Consider the following 18,456-nt stretch of genomic DNA (forward strand, 5'->3'; position numbering starts at 1 on the left):
AACCATCACAAAAAACGGCTGCATTTAAAGCTGCGAAATAATTATCCTTAACCGGCACTACACTACCGAGATATTTTTTTACCAATTCTGGGTGATCTTTTACAGCCTCAGATATTGAACAGAATATTATTCCCTTCTCAGCAAGTGTCTCTTTGTAGGTCGTAGCAACTGAAACAGAGTCAATAACAGCATCCACAGCAACAGTTACACCTGAAATACGTTTTTGCTCATCAAGTGAAATACCTAACTTTTTAAATGTCTCTAATAATTCAGGATCTATTTCATCCAATGAATTTATCGTTTTCTTAGGCTTGGGCGCAGAATAATATTTTAAGGCTTCATAGACCGCAGGCGTATAATTCAAATTTGCCCACACAGGTTCTGAAAGCGTTTTCCAATGCCTGAATGCCGCTAATCGCCATTCAAACATCCAATCAGGTTCATTTTTTTTATCAGAAATAAAACGAATGGTAGATTCATCCAATCCCACTGGCGCTTCATCTGTATCAAAAAAAGATTCAAACCCATATTTATAATCTGAATTTGTAACCTCTACTAAAATTTCGTCTTGATTGTCTGCCATTTCAATAAAATTTATGAAATGTAAAATTACAAATGAAAATTTAGAAAAACACGATTAATTTAGAATGACTCTAAATAGATTAAAATAAGGGTGTATTTCTAATTAAACTTTCCTCTAAAGAAATAAAAGTTTCTGTACGCTGAATCCCTGTAACTCGTTGTATTTTATCATGAAGTACCTCACGCAAATGTTGGGTATCCCGACAAATAATTTTAGCAAAAATACTGTAAATACCTGTGGTATAATGAATATTGACAACCTCAGGAATAGCTTCCAATTGCTTGGCTACATCTTCATATAATGAGCTTTTATCCAAATAAATACCTAAAAAAGCAGAAATATCCCAACCGATTTTAGAATAATCAATTAGTAATTGTGCTCCTTTTACTATTCCCAACGTTTCCATTTTCTTCATCCGAACATGTACAGTTCCACCAGAAACATCTAAGCGCTGTCCTATCTCAGTATATGGTAAATTTGCATTTGCCACTAAGATTTCCAAAATTTTATAATCTAAAGGGTCTAAATCAATCTTCTTTTCCATGAAATTATTTCAATAATTTTATCGTTTGATTGCAAAATATCCAATAAACTTATATTATTATTAAAATATTTTGAAATTTTAAATCCATGACATATATTTGATCCATGATAATTACAAAGGTAGTTATTTTTCATTGTAGGGTGATGAAATTGGCAGACGTGCCCTCCTGTCTCGGGGGTGGTGGTTCTAGGATAAACACGGCATAATGGGTTGACCACTAAATCAGTTCTGTGTCGCGGCTAACTACACCTTGGAGGTTCGAATCCTTCTCCTACAGCATTTTTATTATTTGTTTTTAGTTTGTTGATGAAGTGTAATGTTAAAAGCAATTCTATTTTAGGATTGCTTTTTTATATTATTTAAAGTCTATATATTTGATAGAATAAATATATTATACTTAAACCCTACTATTATGTCATTACGTTTAGGCGATATCGCACCAGATTTTAGTGCAGACACAACACATGGTCCTATCATATTTCATGAATGGATAGAAAATTCATGGGTATTATTTTTTAGTCATCCAGCTGACTTCACTCCTGTTTGTACAACTGAATTGGGTAAAACTGCTCTTTTGGCTGGAGAATTTGAAAAAAGAGGCGTAAAAACCATAGCTATTTCAGTTGATGATTTAGCATCGCATAACAAATGGGTACCCGATATTGAGGAAGTAAATAATGTTAAAGTTAATTTCCCAATTATTGCAGATCCAGAGAAAAAAATAGCATCACTTTATGATATGATTCATCCGAATGCATCTGAAAAAGCTACTGTACGGTCGGTATTTATAATAGGAACTGATAAAAAAATCAAATTAACATTAACTTATCCTGCATCAACAGGTCGTAATTTCACCGAACTTTTACGTGTAATTGATTCGTTGCAATTAACAGCTAATTATCAAGTGGCAACTCCTGCAGATTGGGTAAACGGTGAAGATGTAATTATCACACCAGCTGTATCAAATGAAGATGCTTTGACTAAATTTCCTAAAGGATTTACGTCCGTAAAACCTTATTTACGTGTAACGCCACAACCTAACTTTTAATAAGCTCATTATTCATTATAAAAGGGGAAAAAGACAAATTTTCCCCTTTTTTTTATAGTCAAGAATATTGTATTTTTGGCAATTATCAAGCCAAAAGTATACCCAATGAATTTATCCAATATCGCCTTTTATCAAACAAAGGCTTATCTAGCATTATCTCAAGATCGTAAAAGATTTGAAAACATTAATTTAAATAGCTTATTTGAACTAGATACAAATAGACAAGCCAATTTCAATATACTTAGTCAAGATATTCTATTAGATTTTAGTAAAAACATTCTTGATGAGACTTCCTTCAAACACCTAATCGATTTGGCTAATGAATGTAAATTAGCCGAAGCTATTAAAGCGCAATTTTCCGGAGAAAAAATAAACCAAAATGAGAATCGTGCAGTTTTACATACAGCTTTACGTGCTAATTCCAACCAATCAATTTTAGTTGATGGAGAAGACATAATCCCTAAAATTCATGCAGTAAAAGCACACATGAAAGACTTTTCAGCTAAGGTTATTTCTGGAAATTGGAAGGGGTACACAGGGAAAACGATAACGGATGTGATCAACATTGGAATTGGTGGCTCTGACTTAGGTCCAGTAATGGTTACTGAAGCTCTTAGGCCTTATAAAAATCACTTAAATATTCACTTTGTTAGTAATGTTGATGGAACTCACATTGCAGAAACGCTTAAGAAGGTTAATCCCGAAACGACTTTGTTTCTTATTGCTTCAAAAACATTTACGACACAAGAAACCATGGCTAATGCATTTTCAGCACGTAATTGGTTTCTTGATCAAGCAAAAGATGAATTAGCCGTATCCAAACATTTTGTTGCCTTGTCAACAAATGCGAAAGCAGTTAGTGCATTTGGCATAGATGTAGCCAATATGTTTGAATTTTGGGATTGGGTTGGTGGTCGATATTCGCTTTGGTCAGCAATTGGTTTATCTATTGCCTTATCAGTCGGATTTGAAAACTTTGAATTGTTATTAAGTGGCGCGAATGAAATGGACGATCATTTTGCAAATACAGCATTTGAGGTGAATATGCCGGTCGTTCTAGCATTACTAGGAATTTGGTATGTTAATTTCTTTAATGCTGCCACGCATGCGATTTTACCATACGACCAATACATGCATCGTTTTGCAGCGTATTTCCAACAAGGAGATATGGAATCTAATGGTAAATCCGTAGACAGGAATGGGAATCGTGTAGAATATGCTACAGGACCAGTGATTTGGGGAGAACCAGGGACAAATGGCCAACATGCTTTTTATCAATTAATTCATCAAGGTACACAACTAATTCCTGCCGATTTTATTGCACCAGCTATTACTCATAATAAAATCAGCAATCATCATACGCTACTTATGTCAAACTTTTTTGCTCAAACAGAGGCACTCATGAACGGAAAAACAAAAGAAGTGGTAGAAGCAGAACTTGAAAAAGCTGGTTTAACAAAGGAAGAAATTGCGAAACTAAGTCCATTTAAAGTATTTGAAGGAAATAAACCAACGAACTCCATCTTAGTTAAGCAAATTACACCAAAAACTTTGGGAGCCATAATTGCTATGTATGAACACAAAATATTCGTGCAAGGTGTGATTTGGAATGTCTTTTCTTATGATCAATGGGGAGTAGAATTGGGGAAACAATTAGCTAATTCAATTTTGCCTGAATTAGAGCATAATGAAGAAATCCATACGCATGATAGTTCAACGAATGGATTAATCAACCAATTTAAAGCTTGGCGGGTACAATATTAAAGGGATTTAATTAAGTCAGAAATGGAGAGCAATTTTTGTTCTCCATTTTTCATATCCTTAAGTGTAATGTTACCGTCTTTAATCTCCTGTTCTCCGATAACACCTACAAAAGGAATTCCCTTTTTATCTGCAAATTCAAACGACTTTTTGATTTTTGCAATTTCTGGATAAACCTCAGAAGCTATATTAGATTTTCGTAATTCATTAGCAATTTTTAGAGCGATTGACTGACCAGTTAAATCGAAATAAGTAAGCAAAATCTTACTTGCACTCGTTTTGATATCGGGAAACAGATTTAATTCACGCATCACATCGATAATCCGCTCAATACCAAATGAAATTCCTACACCACTCATATTGGGTAAGCCGAATGCCTCTGTTAAATTGTCATAGCGACCACCGCCAACAATAGAACCAAATGGTAAATCACATGCCTTGCCTTCATAAATTAAACCTGTGTAATAGCTTAAACCTCTAGCTAGTTTAAAATCAAACAATATATTTGAGTTATCAAAACCGTTTAAAGCTGAAAAATCTAAAACTGTTTTAATCTCAGATAACCCTTGTTGGCCTACTTCATTATCACTGAGAAAATCATCCAATAATTGAATCTTTTCATTATTGCTTCCCTGAAATTGGAATAAACTACGGAGAGATTCAACCTGAGATATGGAAAATCCATTTGATATTAATTCAAGGGCAACAGAGTCCCAACCAATTTTATCTAATTTATCAATTGCAACAGAAAATGGGACAAACAAATCACTTACGCCTAATACACTTACAATACCAAATAGAATTTTTCGAGAGTTAATAATCAAATTAGTTCTCAAATTTAGCGAGCTAAATATTGACTGAAATAAAGCGATTAATTCTGCCTCATTTATCAATGAATCTGAACCAATAATATCAGCATCACATTGATAAAATTCACGGTACCTTCCTTTTTGCGGACGATCAGCTCGCCATACAGGTTGAATCTGAGAGCGCCTAAAAGGAAAAGCAATATCATTTCGATTCATAGCCACGAATCGCGCAAAGGGAACAGTTAAATCATATCTTAAACCTTTTTCTGAAATTTTCGGCATAAGTAATTTAGATCCTAAACTAAAATCTACCGCTTCTGTATTACTCAAATAATCTCCAGAATTAAGTATTTTAAACACTAACTGATCGCCTTCTTCTCCATATTTACCAGTTAATACATGTAAGTTTTCCATAGCTGGAGTTTCAATTGCTTGAAATCCAAAAGCCTCAAAATGATTTTTTATAATAGTAAAAACATGAGTCCTCAAAGACATCTCTTTCGGACCAAAATCTCGTGTTCCGCGGGCATTATTAGGTTTTTGAATAATTTTCATAAAGCAAATTTAATTATTCGAAGCAGAATATTTGATATATAAGCAATAATTCCTATTTTTGCACACCAAAATTATTAATGACATGGCAGTAACTAGATTAAAAAGAAAAGACAGAAGAAATAAAGCTGTAGCTAACAATAAAGTTGAAGCTATCAGAATCTTAAAGCAAAGACCAATTATTAAATTAGTAGATGTTGAAGCTATTAAAGCTTCATTTGCTAAATAATAAATAATTCTTGAAATTGGAACCGGTAATTATTACCGGTTTTTTTTTGTTCAAAATAATTTAACAGAACTGTTATGAAAATTAAATTTATTTTAACCCTTCTTACAGGATTAAGTTTAGGCTTTTCCTCATACGCCCAAGATCATCGGCATGTTGTAACCAATCCATCTAAACCAGGTGTAACTGAATATTGGGATCCTGAAGTACGCGTTGTTACACCAGGGGTAATTCCATCAGATGCAATCGTATTATTTGATGGCAAGAACTTAGATAGCTGGGAATCTGTTAAAGATGGTGGAACAGCAAAATGGCAAGTGGCTGATGGAAAAATGACTGTTGTTAGAGGTGCTGGAAACATTTCCACAAAACAAAAATTCACAAACTATCAATTACATATCGAGTGGCAATCCCCAATTGAGCCTGAAACTTTAAAAAGTCAAGGAAAAGGAAATAGTGGGATTTTCATGCAAGGAATGTACGAGGTACAAGTATTAAACTCATTTAATAATCGAAGCTATCGAAATGGACAAGCAGGTAGTATCTATAAGCAATCAGCTCCCTTAGTCAATGTCACATCACCAATGGGAGAATGGAATACGTATGATATTATATACACAGCTCCTGTTTTTACTATTAATGGAGGAATTGAAACACCTGCATATGTTACCGTAATTCACAATGGAGTAGTTGTGCAGAACCATACCAAAATTCAAGGTACAACTGAATATATTGGTCAGCCCAAAAATCCAGTTCATGGCGCAGGTCCGATAAGTTTACAAGATCATGGTAACCCAGTAAGCTTCCGCAATATTTGGTTAAGAGAAATGTAATTCTATTTTAATTTTCAATAGGAAGGTTTTTTTCTCGAAAAGCCTTCCTTTTTTTTATGAAACATATAATCAGCTGGGTACTACGTAACATACCAAGAAAATTTATTCAATTATTTGCCCACAGGTTAATAAAAATATACAGTTTATTTCTGAAAGGAAATAAAGTTTACTGTCCCGTTTGCGATCATAAATTCTCGAAATTTCTTCCATATGGACGTTTAAACCCTCGGGAAAATGCTTTATGCCCGTCATGTTTAAGTTTGGAACGCCATCGGTTAATGCATTTGTTCCTTAAAAATGAAACAGATTTTTATACAAGTAATCCACGCGTTTTACACGTTGCACCTGAATATTGTTTCATAGAAAGATTTGAAAATTATTTAGGTGATCAATATATAACTGCAGATATCGAGTCGCCATTAGCTAAGGTTAAAATGGATTTGCACCAAATTCCATTTCCTGAAAATTCCTTTGATGTAATATTTTGTAATCACGTTTTAGAGCATGTGAAAAATGATGTAGTTTGTATGCAAGAAATACGTCGGGTAATGAAACCAAATGGATTCGCTCTTTGTCAAAGTCCTCAACGATATGATTTAGAAACAACCTACGAAGACGCAAGCATAACAGACCCGCGTGAAAGAGAAATTCACTTTTTACAAAATGACCATTTACGTATTTATGGAAGTGATTTCGGCAAGCAATTAGAAAACTCTGGCTTTACTGTTATTCCTTATAACATGATTGAAAATTTAGGCAAAACCGAAAGTATACGAATGGCACTGCCATTAGAAGAAATTATTTATATGTGTAAAAAATAAGATGCGCTACTCTCCCTTTCCTTCTGAACTATTTGTAAAAAACCGCGCCAAATTAATCGCGGAACTACCTCCTAAGTCAATTGTTATTATAAGTTCAAATGACATCATGCCAACGAATGCGGACGGAAGTATGGGCTTCAAACAGCAAACTGATTTATTTTATTTATCAGGTTTAGATCAAGAAGAAACACTGTTATTAATATTTCCAGATGCACAAGAAGCTCATATGCGCGAAATAGCGTTTATACGTGAAACATCTGAGTTGATATCCATATGGGAAGGCCACAAATACACGAAAGAAGAAGCTAAAGCACTTAGTGGAATAATGAACATACAATGGACTTCAAGCTTTGAAGCCATATTGAAAACATTAGTCTATTCAGCAGAAACAATCTTTATGATTGATAATGAGCACATTCGTAATAGCTCTTTAGTCCAAACACAGAATGCGCGATTAGTACTAAATATTAAAGAAAAATACCCATTACACAAAATAGGCCGACTTTCTCCAATTTTAAATAATCTTAGAATGAAGAAAGAGCCAGCAGAATTAGTAGCGTTACAAAAGGCAATTGATATTACAGAAAATGGGTATAGACGCATATTGAAATTTGTAAAGCCAGAAGTTTGGGAAAATGAAATCGAAGCAGAATTTATTCATGAATTTATAAAATTACGTAGTGGAGGATTCGCTTATACGCCAATTATAGCTTCAGGAGCGAATGCATGCGTATTGCACTACATTAAGAATGATAAAATTTGCCAGGATGGTGACTTAATCTTACTTGATGTAGGTGCTTGCTATGGAAATTATAATGCCGATATGACACGTACAATTCCCGCAAATGGAAAATTTAGTCCACGTCAAAGGCAAGTTTACCTTGCCGTTCAAGCAGTATTAAATTTTGCAACTGATATAATGCGTCCAGGAATTTACTGGGTAGACTATCAAAAAGAGGTTGAAAAGTTCATGGAAGCCCAATTAATAGAATTAGGATTATTTTCTAGAAAGGATGTTGAAGCACAAGATCCAACTAATCCCATTTTCAAAAAATACTTTATGCATGGTGTAGCCCATCATTTAGGACTAGATGTGCACGATGTTTGGGATAAGTATAAACCTTTTGAAGCAGGGATGGTTCTAACTTGTGAACCTGGAATTTATATACGAGAGGAAGGAATTGGTATAAGACTTGAGAATAATTTATTAATCACAAACGGCCAGCCGATAAACTTGATGGCCAACATACCAATTGATATCGATGAAATTGAATCATTAATGTCAAAGTCTTAGGTACATGCAAATCTTTAATTCTCCGACTGAATAGTTTGCTTTTTTAGTAGTAAAACAATTGAATTGGACTATTTAATAGATTTATAAGGATAAGCTTGCATGGCTGTGCTATATTTGTAAATTAAAAATGCTTGAAAAATATGACATTTAAATAATTTTCCAACATACTTCAGATTAGTACATTGGAAAAATAATATTTATTACCTACCAAATGGGTAATTTAATGGAGTTAAGTAGTAAAACAGATACATGAAAAACATTCGTAATTTTTGCATAATAGCCCATATCGATCATGGCAAGAGTACATTAGCTGATCGATTAATTGAGTTTACCAATACTGTTCAAAAACGGGATATGATGAACCAATTATTAGATGATATGGATTTAGAACGTGAAAGAGGTATCACGATTAAATCCCATGCTATTCAAATGCAGTACCCTAAAGATGGCGTTGAATACAAATTTAATTTAATAGATACACCGGGTCACGTAGATTTCTCATATGAAGTTTCACGGTCTATTGCAGCTTGCGAAGGGGCACTTTTAATCGTAGATGCCTCCCAAGGTATTGAGGCACAAACTATTTCAAATCTATATTTGGCAATAAATCATGACCTTGAAATAATACCCGTCTTAAATAAAATCGATTTACCCGGTGCTATGCCAGACGAAGTTTCAGATCAAATTATAGACTTAATTGGATGTAAGAAAGAAGACATTATTCATGCATCAGGAAAAGAGGGAATTGGTATTCAAGAGATTTTAGATGCTGTTGTTGCACGTGTTCCTGCACCAAAAGGTGATCCATCTGCACCTTTACAAGCATTAATTTTTGATTCCACATTTAATTCATATAGAGGAATCGAAGTAATATTTCGTGTTTATAACGGAGAGATTAGAAAAGGGGATCGTGTAAAATTTATGAATACGGGCAAAGAATATTTTGCCGATGAAATAGGAATCTTAGGTTTAGAACAAGAACCTAAATCGATTATTAAAACGGGTGATGTAGGATATTTAATTTCTGGTATAAAAGAGGCAAAAGAAGTTAAAGTAGGTGATACAATTTCACATGTAGCCAATCCGTGCAAATCAGCTATACAAGGATTTGAGGAAGTAAAACCGATGGTATTTGCAGGTATTTATCCGGTTGAAACGTCTGAATTTGAAGATTTAAGGGATGCAATGGAAAAACTCCAATTAAATGATGCATCACTAGTATGGGAACCAGAAACATCCGCAGCCTTAGGATTCGGATTTAGATGTGGCTTCTTAGGAATGTTGCACATGGAAATCGTTCAAGAAAGATTGGAAAGGGAGTTTGATATGACAGTAATTACAACTGTTCCGTCTGTTAAATTCAAAGTTTTAACTACAGCAGGTGAAACAGAATGGGTTTCTGCACCAAGTGAATTACCGGAGCCGAACCTAATTAATCTAGTTGAAGAACCCTATATCAAGGCACAAATAATTACTAAATCAGAATATACAGGTGTTATTATGAGTCTATGTATGGATAAGCGAGGGATTCTTGTTAACCAAATATACTTAACAACTGACCGTGTTGAACTTACATTTGACATGCCCTTATCTGAAGTTGTTTTTGATTTCTTTGATCGATTAAAAACGATCTCACGTGGCTATGCCTCGTTGGATTATGAATACAAAGGTTATGAACCAGGTTACCTGGTAAAATTAGATATCATGTTAAATGGGGAAAAAGTAGATGCTTTGTCGGCAATTGTTCATAGAGATAAAGCTTACGATTGGGGAAAAAGATTATGTGAGAAATTAAGAGAATTGTTGCCACGCCAACAGTTTGAAATAGCAATTCAAGCGGCGATTGGTCAAAAGATAATTGCGAGAGAAACGGTAAAGGCACTTCGTAAAGATGTATTAGCCAAATGTTATGGAGGTGATATCTCCCGAAAGCGTAAATTATTAGAAAAGCAAAAAAAGGGTAAAAAACGAATGCGACAAGTAGGTAATGTAGAAATTCCACAAGAAGCATTTATGGCTGTTTTAAAACTAGATTAACCTAAATATTTTTACACTAATTATTTTAAAAATATGCGTTTAAAGCGTATTTTTGCATCTCAAATATAAAATCATGGCTGAAGTTATAAGAATGCCCAAGATGAGTGACACAATGCTTGAAGGTGTTATTGCAAATTGGTTAAAAAAAGTAGGGGATGTAATCAAGTCCGGAGACATAATTGCTGAAGTTGAAACAGATAAAGCAACGATGGAATTGGAAAATTATGAAGATGGAACCTTATTGTATATAGGTATCAAAGCCGGTGAAGCTGCTCCAGTTGATGGAATAATAGCTATCGTTGGTGCACCTGGCGAAGATTATTCAGCTTTATTGCAATCTCCGTCAGCTGCCGTACCCGTAGTTGAAAAAGAACAAGTAACTACAATCATACCTCCTATTGTCGAACAAACTGCAGCTATTGATTTAATTGGAATTAAGGCCAAAGCTGTAAGAATGCCTAAAATGAGCGACACAATGCTAGAAGGTGTTATTGCAAAATGGTTGAAAAAAGAAGGTGACGTCGTAAAAAGCGGGGATATAATTGCTGAAGTTGAGACAGACAAAGCAACGATGGAACTTGAAAATTACGAAGACGGTACTTTATTATACATAGGCGCTAAAGAAGGTGAAGGAATTGCTGTAGATGGTATAATTGCTATTGTAGGTGAACCAGGTACAGATTATAAGCCAATACTAGCTGCAGAATCTGCAGTACCTGCTACAACTCCTTTGGTAGTACAAGCATCAGCTCCAGCGCCAGATGTAGTTAAAGCACCAGAAGCTGTAAAAGTAGTAGATTCAAAAACGGCTGCTGCACAGCCAACTAAAGAAAGAATTTCAGAAGATTCAATAAAAGCATCACCACTTGCACGTGCCTTAGCGAAAGAAAAAGGATATAATTTGGCTTGGATTAAAGGAACAGGTGAAGATGGGCGGATCACTAAAAGTGATATAGAAGACTATAACCCAAGTTCGGGTGGTGCTATGTCAACCTTTATGTCTGGCGTTGAAAGTTTTGAAGATATACCTAATAGTCAAATGCGCAAAACAATTGCGCGGCGCTTATCAGAATCAAAATTCAGTGCACCTGAGTTCTATTTGACAATGGAAATCAATATGGATAGAGCCATTGAAGCGCGGATAAGCATGAATGAAGTTCTGCCTGTCAAGATTTCATTTAATGATATGGTCATTAAAGCGACTTCACTTGCTTTGACAAAACATCCAAAAATTAATTCATATTGGATGGAAGATCGCATTCGAGTTAATAAGCATGTTCATATTGGTATGGCTGTGGCTGTAGAAGATGGATTATTAGTTCCTGTTATTCGTTTCGCGAGCGAAAAATCAATTGCACAGATATCTGCTGAAGCAAAAGAGCTTGGTGGTAAAGCAAAAAGTAAACAATTGCAACCTAAAGATTGGGAGGGAAATACCTTTACAGTAAGTAATTTAGGCATGTTTGGAATTGATCAGTTTACATCCATAATAAATTCACCTGAATCTTGTATTTTGGCAGTAGGTGGTATAAAAGAAACTGTTGGTGTTAAGAATGGCCAATTTTATGCTACAAACATTATGAAACTAACATTAACTTGTGATCATCGTGTTGCAGACGGTGCAGCGGGAGCTGCTTTCCTACAATCGCTCAAACAATATCTCGAGGATCCACTAAAAATGTTCTTATAACATTCAAATAATCAAGCCTCGAATTACTTATTTCGGGGCTTGATTTTTTAAGCACGTCAACCAAATGGAAACAACTAAAATACGAATTGCGGTACAAAAATCTGGCCGCTTAAGCGAAGAGTCACTTAAGCTGTTTAAAGAATGTGGAATTAAGTTTGAATCTGGAGGATCTAAATTAAGATCCATTTCAAGTAATTTCCCTGTTGAGTTTCTTTTTTTACGTGATGATGACATTCCTGGTTATGTGGAGGATGGTGTTGCAGACCTAGGTGTCATTGGGGAAAATGTATTAATGGAAAACATGCGTCAGGTAGACGTCGTTAAAGAATTAGGTTTCTCAAAATGCCGACTATCATTAGCAATTCCTCGTAATGAAGTTTACAATGGCTTAGATTTCTTTCAAGGGAAAAACATTGCTACCTCCTACCCAAATTTAACAAATGCATTTTTGCAAAAGCAGGGTATTCAAGTAACCACTCATGAAATTTCTGGTTCCGTTGAGATTGCACCAAGTATTGGCCTAGCTGAAGGTATTTGTGATATTGTTTCAACTGGAGGTACCTTATTAAGTAATGGATTGAAAGAAGTTGCAACAGTATTCAACAGTCAAGCTGTATTAATAGCTAGTAAAAAATTAGATGCACAAAAAAATGATATCCTAAGTAAATTATTATTTAGAATAGATTCTGTTCAACGAGGACAAAATGCCAAATATGTAGTTCTAAATGCACACGAGGATAATTTATCTAAAATTACTGCGTTGTTGCCTGGCATGAAATCACCATCAATTATGCCACTCACCGAAAAAGGTTGGTTTTCATTACACTCCGTTATTTCTGAAAATGATTTTTGGGAAATAATTGAATCTCTCCGCTCCGCTGGAGCAGAAGGAATTTTAGTATTGCCAATTGAAAAAATGATCCTGTAATATGTTTAGTCTAATTAAATACCCTGTACCGTCAACTTATAAGAGCTTGTGTGAACGCCCAGCATTAGAATCTAAGTCATTAGATAATCTTGTTGAAGAAATATATTCACAAGTTAAGATACATGGTGACAAGGCATTAATTGATTATACATTACAATTTGAAAATAGAACCATAACTGATATCGTATTTTCAAATTCTGAAATTGAGGATTTTGCAGCTGAAACAGATCCAGCTTTACAAGAGGCTATTCGTGTTGCTTACGCTAATATTCAAGCGTTTCATCAATCTCAAATATTAGTTGAAAACCGGATTGAAACGAGCCCAGGCGTAGTTTGTTGGCAAAAATCTACTCCGATAGAAAAAATAGGCATTTATATACCTGGTGGAACTGCACCTCTATTTTCAACCATACTTATGTTGGCAATCCCAGCTCAAATAGCCGGATGCCAAGAGGTAATACTATGTACTCCTGGGATGCACCCTGCCCTATTTTTTGCGGCAAAATTATGTGGAATTACTAAAATGTGTAAAGTTGGTGGAGCACAAGCCATTGCAGCTTTAGCATTAGGTACAGAATCTGTTCCCAAAGTTTATAAAATATTTGGACCGGGAAATCAATATGTAACTGCGGCCAAAATGATGGCTAATCGCATGGGTATAGCTATTGATATGCCAGCTGGTCCTTCGGAAGTAGCTATTTTTGCTGATTCTACTGCTAATCCTGTATTTGTTGCGGCCGACTTACTTTCGCAAGCGGAGCATGGAAATGATTCTCAGGTGGTACTAATAAGTACAGATGAGAATCTAATAAATCAAAGTATTCTTGAAATAGGAAACCAATTAAAAACCTTACCAAGGAAAGAATTTGCAGAAAAGTCGTTGGTGTTTTCCAAATTCATATTGGTAAAAAATGAGGAAGACGCTGTAAATATATTGAATGAATATGCCGCAGAGCACCTAATCTTGGCGACAGAAAATCCAGAATTAGTTGCAGATAAAATTCAACATGCAGGTTCCATATTCTTAGGCCATTACACACCTGAAGCAGCTGGAGATTACGCATCTGGAACTAACCATACGTTACCAACGAACGGATTTGCTCATGCCTACTCAGGCGTTAATTTAGATAGTTTTGTTAAAAAAATAACATTACAATCCATCACAAAAGAGGGACTTAATCACTTAGGAAAAAGTATCATACTAATGGCAGAAGCTGAATCATTACAAGCACATGCGAATGCCGTTAAATATAGAATAGACTAATGGATTTTAAGAAATTTATTTTACCACATATTTGGAATTTAAAACCTTATTCATCAGCTCGAGATGAATTTAAAGGGAAGGAAGGTGTGTTTTTAGATGCGAATGAAAATCCGTTAGGCTCAGGTAATATCCCAGAATGGAATCGTTATCCAGATCCAATGCAATGGAATATAAAGTATCAACTAGCAGAAATTAAGCAATGTAGTGTTGATCAAATATTTCTAGGAAATGGCTCAGATGAAGCCATTGATCTTCTAATTCGCATGACGTGTGAACCGAGTAAGGATCATATAATCATTTGTCCTCCTACTTATGGCATGTATGAAGTTAGTGCATCCGTAAATAATATACAGATTCAACGGATAAACTTAATGAATGATTACCAACTAAACGTGAGTGAAATATGTGAAAATATTAATGAGTTTTCAAAGTTGATATTTATTTGTACACCTAACAATCCAACAGGAAATAAGCTCAGCCGTGCTGATATTCGTACGATATTAGCCAAATTTCAAACCGGCTTTGTCATAATAGATGAAGCATATTTTGATTTTTCTGATGAGGCAAGTTTCATTTCAGAATTGAGCACTTATCCTAATTTAATCGTTCTACAAACCTTATCAAAAGCATACGGATTAGCATCTTTGCGTTTAGGGATGGCATATGCAGACCCAATCCTAATTCAATTATTAAATAAAATTAAACCACCATACAATATTAGCGGTGCCACGCAGTCATTAGTTGAAAAAGCATTAAAAAACAAGGAATTTGCAAAAACCTCTGCGGAAACGTTAAATAATGCCAAGAAAGACTTAATTTCAAAACTTAAAGATTTGCCCGAGATAATTACCATTTTTCCATCTAATGCAAATTTCATACTCGTGAAATGTATTAATGCACAAGCATTATTTGATTATTTAATTAAGGAAAAAATTATTACTAGAAATAGGTCATCGGTTACATTGTGTGATAATTCTATTCGAATCAGTATAGGATTGCCTGAAGAAAATAACCAATTGATAGAAAAGATAAAGCGCTTTTACGCATGAGATTCAATCATTTAAAACTAGCCCTTCTGATTTTTATGCTTAGCACTAGTGCAACAGTATTTGGTCAACTGCAAGAATGGGCAGCCGGTTTTAGAATTGGAGAGCCTGGAGGCTTTATGGCAAGGCGTTATTCTGATAATGGAGTTAATGCCCTTGAAGTAAATATTGGCACATATGGTGGTTTATGGGGGACAGATAGGAATTACCAAGATGGCACATTTAATAATATTGGCTATTCTATTAATGTATTGTATTTGTGGCATCATCCTACAATCATTAATTCGGATCTTCATACATATTATGGATTTGGCCCGCAGTTAAATTCAAGAGATTGGTACGACAATAAAATAAGTAATAATTTAGCTGCGAGTAAAAGAACCTCAGCTATGGGTGCCACTGCGGTAGGTGGAATTGAATATTTTCCTATTGATGCACCCAATTTATCGTTCTTTTCGGAGATAGGCTTTTACACGGAAATCGCACCTAATCCATTTTTTTTCCACCTGCAAGGCGGAATAGGTGTACGTGTAAATTTTTAAATGGGGATGTAGCTCAGTTGGCTAGAGCGCTTGCATGGCATGCAAGAGGTCGTCGGTTCGAGCCCGATCTTCTCCACAAAATAGGACTTCAATTTGAAGTCCTATTTTTATAATCTATCTTTAAATGATTCATAGCCAAAATGCTTGAATCGAATATATTCTCCTTCTCGATTAATCATCCCAATGTCCGGTAAGTTAACCCCATTAAATGTTGTGGTTTTGACCATTGTGTAATGAATCATATCCTCAAAGATAATTTCATCACCAATATGTAAAGGTTCTTCAAAAGAATAATCTCCATAATAATCTCCAGCTAAACACGTCATCCCTCCGAAACGATACGTTGGCTTACCAACCACAGGTTCCAACGACGCATTTCGAATACGCGGTTTATATGGCATTTCCAACGTGTCAGGCATATGCGCAGCAAATGAAACATCCAATATGGCCACATCTATACCTGCTGAATGCACAATATCGAGAATGGTGGATTTAAGAAAACCAGTTTGCCAGCCAACAGCAGAACCTGGTTCTAAAATAATATCCAAATGTGGATATTTAGCTTTGAACTTCTTTAGCGTTTCAATTAAATGGTCCACATCATAATCAGCTCGTGTAATTAAATGCCCGCCGCCTAAATTCAACCACTTAACTTGATTCAATAAATCGCCAAACTTGGCATCAATTACATCAAGTGTTCGGGAAAGTACAAATGAATCATTCTCACATAATGTATGCGAATGCAAGCCTTCAATTCCTTCCGGTAACGTATCGCCTAAATCACCACGACGAATTCCCAAGCGGGATCCTGCTATACAAGGATTATACATGTCGGTTTCTACTTCCGCATATTCTGGATTAATACGAATGCCGCACGAAATACCATTTGACTTTGCCTCAAGGGCGAATTGGCCAACTTGATTAAGCGAATTAAATGTCATATGACTCGCATACTGCATAAATTCGGCAAACTCGTTTGGTAAATAAGCAGGTGTATATGCGTGACACTTCTCCCCCATTTCTTCGAAAGCTAAACGAGCTTCGTTTAATGAACTTGCGGTGGCGCCAGCTAAATATTGACGAATTAATGGAAATACATGAAAGAATGAAAACCCTTTTAATGCGCAAATAATTTCAACATTAGCTTCTCGCTGTACGCGTTGAAGTAATGTCAAATTCTTAACAAGCAGAGATTCTACAAGCACATAGGCAGGAGAATTAATGGAAGGATATTGAACAGCCATCATTAGTATGTGTGAGGCAATACTCCATTAACCTCCTCATTCCATGGCAAACCATGAACATTTAAAAGTTCCATAAATGGATCAGGATTAAATTCTTCGACATTGTATACTCCAGGTTTAAACCAAGTTCCTTCACACATTAGTGAAGCGCCAATCATAGCGGGCACACCAGTGGTATAAGATACACCCTGAGCCTGAACCTCTTTATAACATTCCGCATGATGGCAATTATTATAAACATAATACGAAACATCCATACCGTTTTTGATGCCTTTTATTTGACAACCAATAGATGTTTGTCCGGAATAATTCTCTCCTAAGGTACCCGGCTCCGGTAACACTGCCTTTAAGAACTCTAAAGGCACAATATCAATCCCATTAAATTTAATAGGGTGAATGGAAGTCATTCCTACATTTTGCAAGACCTCTAAATGAGTTAAATAGGTTTGCCCAAAAGTCATCCAAAAGCGAGCTCTCTTCAACGTAGGGAAGTTTTTCGTAAGAGACTCCAATTCTTCATGATATAACAAATACGATTCCTTAGGGCCTATATTTGGATAAGAAATTGGCTTATGAATAGACATGGCGTCTATTTCAACCCATTGGCCATTTTCCCAATACTTGCCTTTTTGAGTAATCTCTCTAATGTTAATTTCAGGATTAAAATTAGTTGCGAAAGCTTTGCCATGATCGCCTGCATTACAATCGATTATATCTAAATAATGCATCTCGTCAAAATAATGTTTATTAGCATATGCCGTATAAACACCTGTAACGCCGGGATCAAATCCACATCCCAACAATGCCATTAAACCCGCCTTCTTAAATCTATCTTGATATGCCCATTGCCATGAATATTCAAATTTCGCCTCATCCTTGGGTTCATAATTAGCTGTATCCATGTAATGAACGCCAGTTTCTAAACAAGCATCCATAATCGTTAGATCTTGATATGGCAAGGCTACATTAATAACCATGAATGGTTTCTCTTTGGTAAATAGCTCAACCAATGCAGGAACATCATCGGCATCAACTTGACGCGTTTGTATAGCTGTAGGTAGACCTATCTTTTTTGCTTCATCCGCTATTGCATCACATTTTCGTAATGTACGCGAGGCTAAAATAACCTCAGAAAAAAATGAAGGATTCATGGCACATTTTTTTGCCACAACATTCCCAACACCACCAGCACCAATAATTAAAACTTTTTTTCCCATGATTTATTTAAAAAAGA

Annotated in this window: 17 protein-coding genes and 1 tRNA gene; 13 read left to right on the forward strand and 5 right to left on the reverse strand. The window is 35.3% G+C overall.

Annotation, left to right across the window (positions count from 1 at the left end):
• Together AC1W6K_RS09655 and AC1W6K_RS09660 are read right to left on the reverse strand one after the other, a co-directional pair.
• On the reverse strand, window positions 1–583 hold a 583-nt coding region (locus AC1W6K_RS09655), incomplete at its 3' end, for a SufB/SufD family protein (RefSeq protein WP_481947325.1).
• Window positions 584–662: 79 nt separating this feature from the next.
• Complete coding sequence (locus AC1W6K_RS09660) at window positions 663–1,127, reverse strand: Lrp/AsnC ligand binding domain-containing protein (protein ID WP_395786000.1); 465 nt, start codon at window positions 1,125–1,127, stop codon at window positions 663–665.
• Window positions 1,128–1,539: 412 nt separating this feature from the next.
• Between AC1W6K_RS09660 and AC1W6K_RS09665 the strand changes: the two genes are divergently transcribed.
• The gene (locus tag AC1W6K_RS09665) at window positions 1,540–2,175 is read left to right on the forward strand and encodes a peroxiredoxin (protein ID WP_481719487.1); all 636 of its coding nucleotides are present in this window, start codon (window positions 1,540–1,542) and stop codon (window positions 2,173–2,175) included.
• 105 nt (window positions 2,176–2,280) lie between these two features.
• On the forward strand, window positions 2,281–3,939 hold the full coding sequence (gene pgi / locus AC1W6K_RS09670; protein WP_481947326.1) for a glucose-6-phosphate isomerase: 1,659 nt from the start codon (window positions 2,281–2,283) through the stop codon (window positions 3,937–3,939).
• On the opposite strand, the gene hisS is transcribed toward pgi, so the two are convergent.
• Window positions 3,936–5,300 carry a histidine--tRNA ligase gene (gene hisS, locus AC1W6K_RS09675; protein WP_481947327.1) on the reverse strand — a complete coding sequence of 455 codons (1,365 nt, stop codon included), beginning with the start codon at window positions 5,298–5,300 and terminating at the stop codon, window positions 3,936–3,938. The two genes, pgi and hisS, sit on opposite strands and share 4 nt — an antisense overlap.
• An 82-nt stretch (window positions 5,301–5,382) precedes the next feature.
• On the opposite strand from hisS, the gene AC1W6K_RS09680 reads away from it, so the two are divergent.
• The 11 genes from AC1W6K_RS09680 to AC1W6K_RS09730 all read left to right on the forward strand — a co-directional run bounded on the left by AC1W6K_RS09680 (window position 5,383) and on the right by AC1W6K_RS09730 (window position 16,054).
• Complete coding sequence (locus AC1W6K_RS09680; protein WP_395786008.1) at window positions 5,383–5,526, forward strand: hypothetical protein; 144 nt, start codon at window positions 5,383–5,385, stop codon at window positions 5,524–5,526.
• Window positions 5,527–5,600: 74 nt separating this feature from the next.
• Window positions 5,601–6,356, forward strand: a complete 756-nt coding sequence (locus tag AC1W6K_RS09685) for a 3-keto-disaccharide hydrolase (protein WP_481719490.1) — start codon at window positions 5,601–5,603, stop codon at window positions 6,354–6,356.
• A gap of 56 nt (window positions 6,357–6,412) precedes the next feature.
• Entirely contained in the window at window positions 6,413–7,177 is a 765-nt protein-coding gene (locus tag AC1W6K_RS09690) for a class I SAM-dependent methyltransferase (RefSeq protein ID WP_481947328.1), read from the forward strand.
• Window position 7,178: 1 nt separating this feature from the next.
• Window positions 7,179–8,471: an aminopeptidase P family protein gene (locus AC1W6K_RS09695; RefSeq protein WP_481947329.1), complete on the forward strand. Its 1,293-nt coding sequence runs from the start codon at window positions 7,179–7,181 to the stop codon at window positions 8,469–8,471.
• Between the two features lie 249 nt (window positions 8,472–8,720).
• Window positions 8,721–10,508, forward strand: coding sequence for a translation elongation factor 4 (gene lepA / locus AC1W6K_RS09700; RefSeq protein ID WP_481947330.1), 1,788 nt, complete (start codon window positions 8,721–8,723; stop codon window positions 10,506–10,508).
• A gap of 73 nt (window positions 10,509–10,581) precedes the next feature.
• Window positions 10,582–12,198 (forward strand): 2-oxo acid dehydrogenase subunit E2, encoded by a 1,617-nt coding sequence (locus AC1W6K_RS09705; protein WP_481947331.1) that lies wholly within the window; start codon window positions 10,582–10,584, stop codon window positions 12,196–12,198.
• A gap of 64 nt (window positions 12,199–12,262) precedes the next feature.
• Window positions 12,263–13,126 carry an ATP phosphoribosyltransferase gene (gene hisG / locus AC1W6K_RS09710; protein ID WP_481947332.1) on the forward strand — a complete coding sequence of 288 codons (864 nt, stop codon included), beginning with the start codon at window positions 12,263–12,265 and terminating at the stop codon, window positions 13,124–13,126.
• 1 nt (window position 13,127) lies between these two features.
• Window positions 13,128–14,390: a histidinol dehydrogenase gene (hisD, locus tag AC1W6K_RS09715; RefSeq protein WP_481947333.1), complete on the forward strand. Its 1,263-nt coding sequence runs from the start codon at window positions 13,128–13,130 to the stop codon at window positions 14,388–14,390.
• The gene (gene hisC / locus AC1W6K_RS09720; RefSeq protein WP_481947334.1) at window positions 14,390–15,439 is read left to right on the forward strand and encodes a histidinol-phosphate transaminase; all 1,050 of its coding nucleotides are present in this window, start codon (window positions 14,390–14,392) and stop codon (window positions 15,437–15,439) included. The genes hisD and hisC overlap by 1 nt, the downstream gene beginning before the upstream one ends.
• A 35-nt stretch (window positions 15,440–15,474) precedes the next feature.
• Entirely contained in the window at window positions 15,475–15,978 is a 504-nt protein-coding gene (locus tag AC1W6K_RS09725) for a hypothetical protein (RefSeq protein WP_481947335.1), read from the forward strand.
• 2 nt (window positions 15,979–15,980) lie between these two features.
• Window positions 15,981–16,054, forward strand: a tRNA-Ala gene (locus AC1W6K_RS09730).
• 31 nt (window positions 16,055–16,085) lie between these two features.
• On the opposite strand, the gene nspC is transcribed toward AC1W6K_RS09730, so the two are convergent.
• Both nspC and AC1W6K_RS09740 read right to left on the reverse strand, forming a co-directional pair.
• Window positions 16,086–17,222, reverse strand: a complete 1,137-nt coding sequence (gene nspC / locus AC1W6K_RS09735) for a carboxynorspermidine decarboxylase (protein ID WP_481947344.1) — start codon at window positions 17,220–17,222, stop codon at window positions 16,086–16,088.
• A 2-nt stretch (window positions 17,223–17,224) separates the two neighbouring features.
• A complete protein-coding gene (locus tag AC1W6K_RS09740) occupies window positions 17,225–18,439 on the reverse strand; it encodes a saccharopine dehydrogenase family protein (protein ID WP_481947336.1) in 1,215 nt (404 codons plus the stop codon).
• Between the last annotated feature and the right edge of the window lie 17 nt (window positions 18,440–18,456).

The organism is Aquirufa sp. (assembly GCF_964796385.1).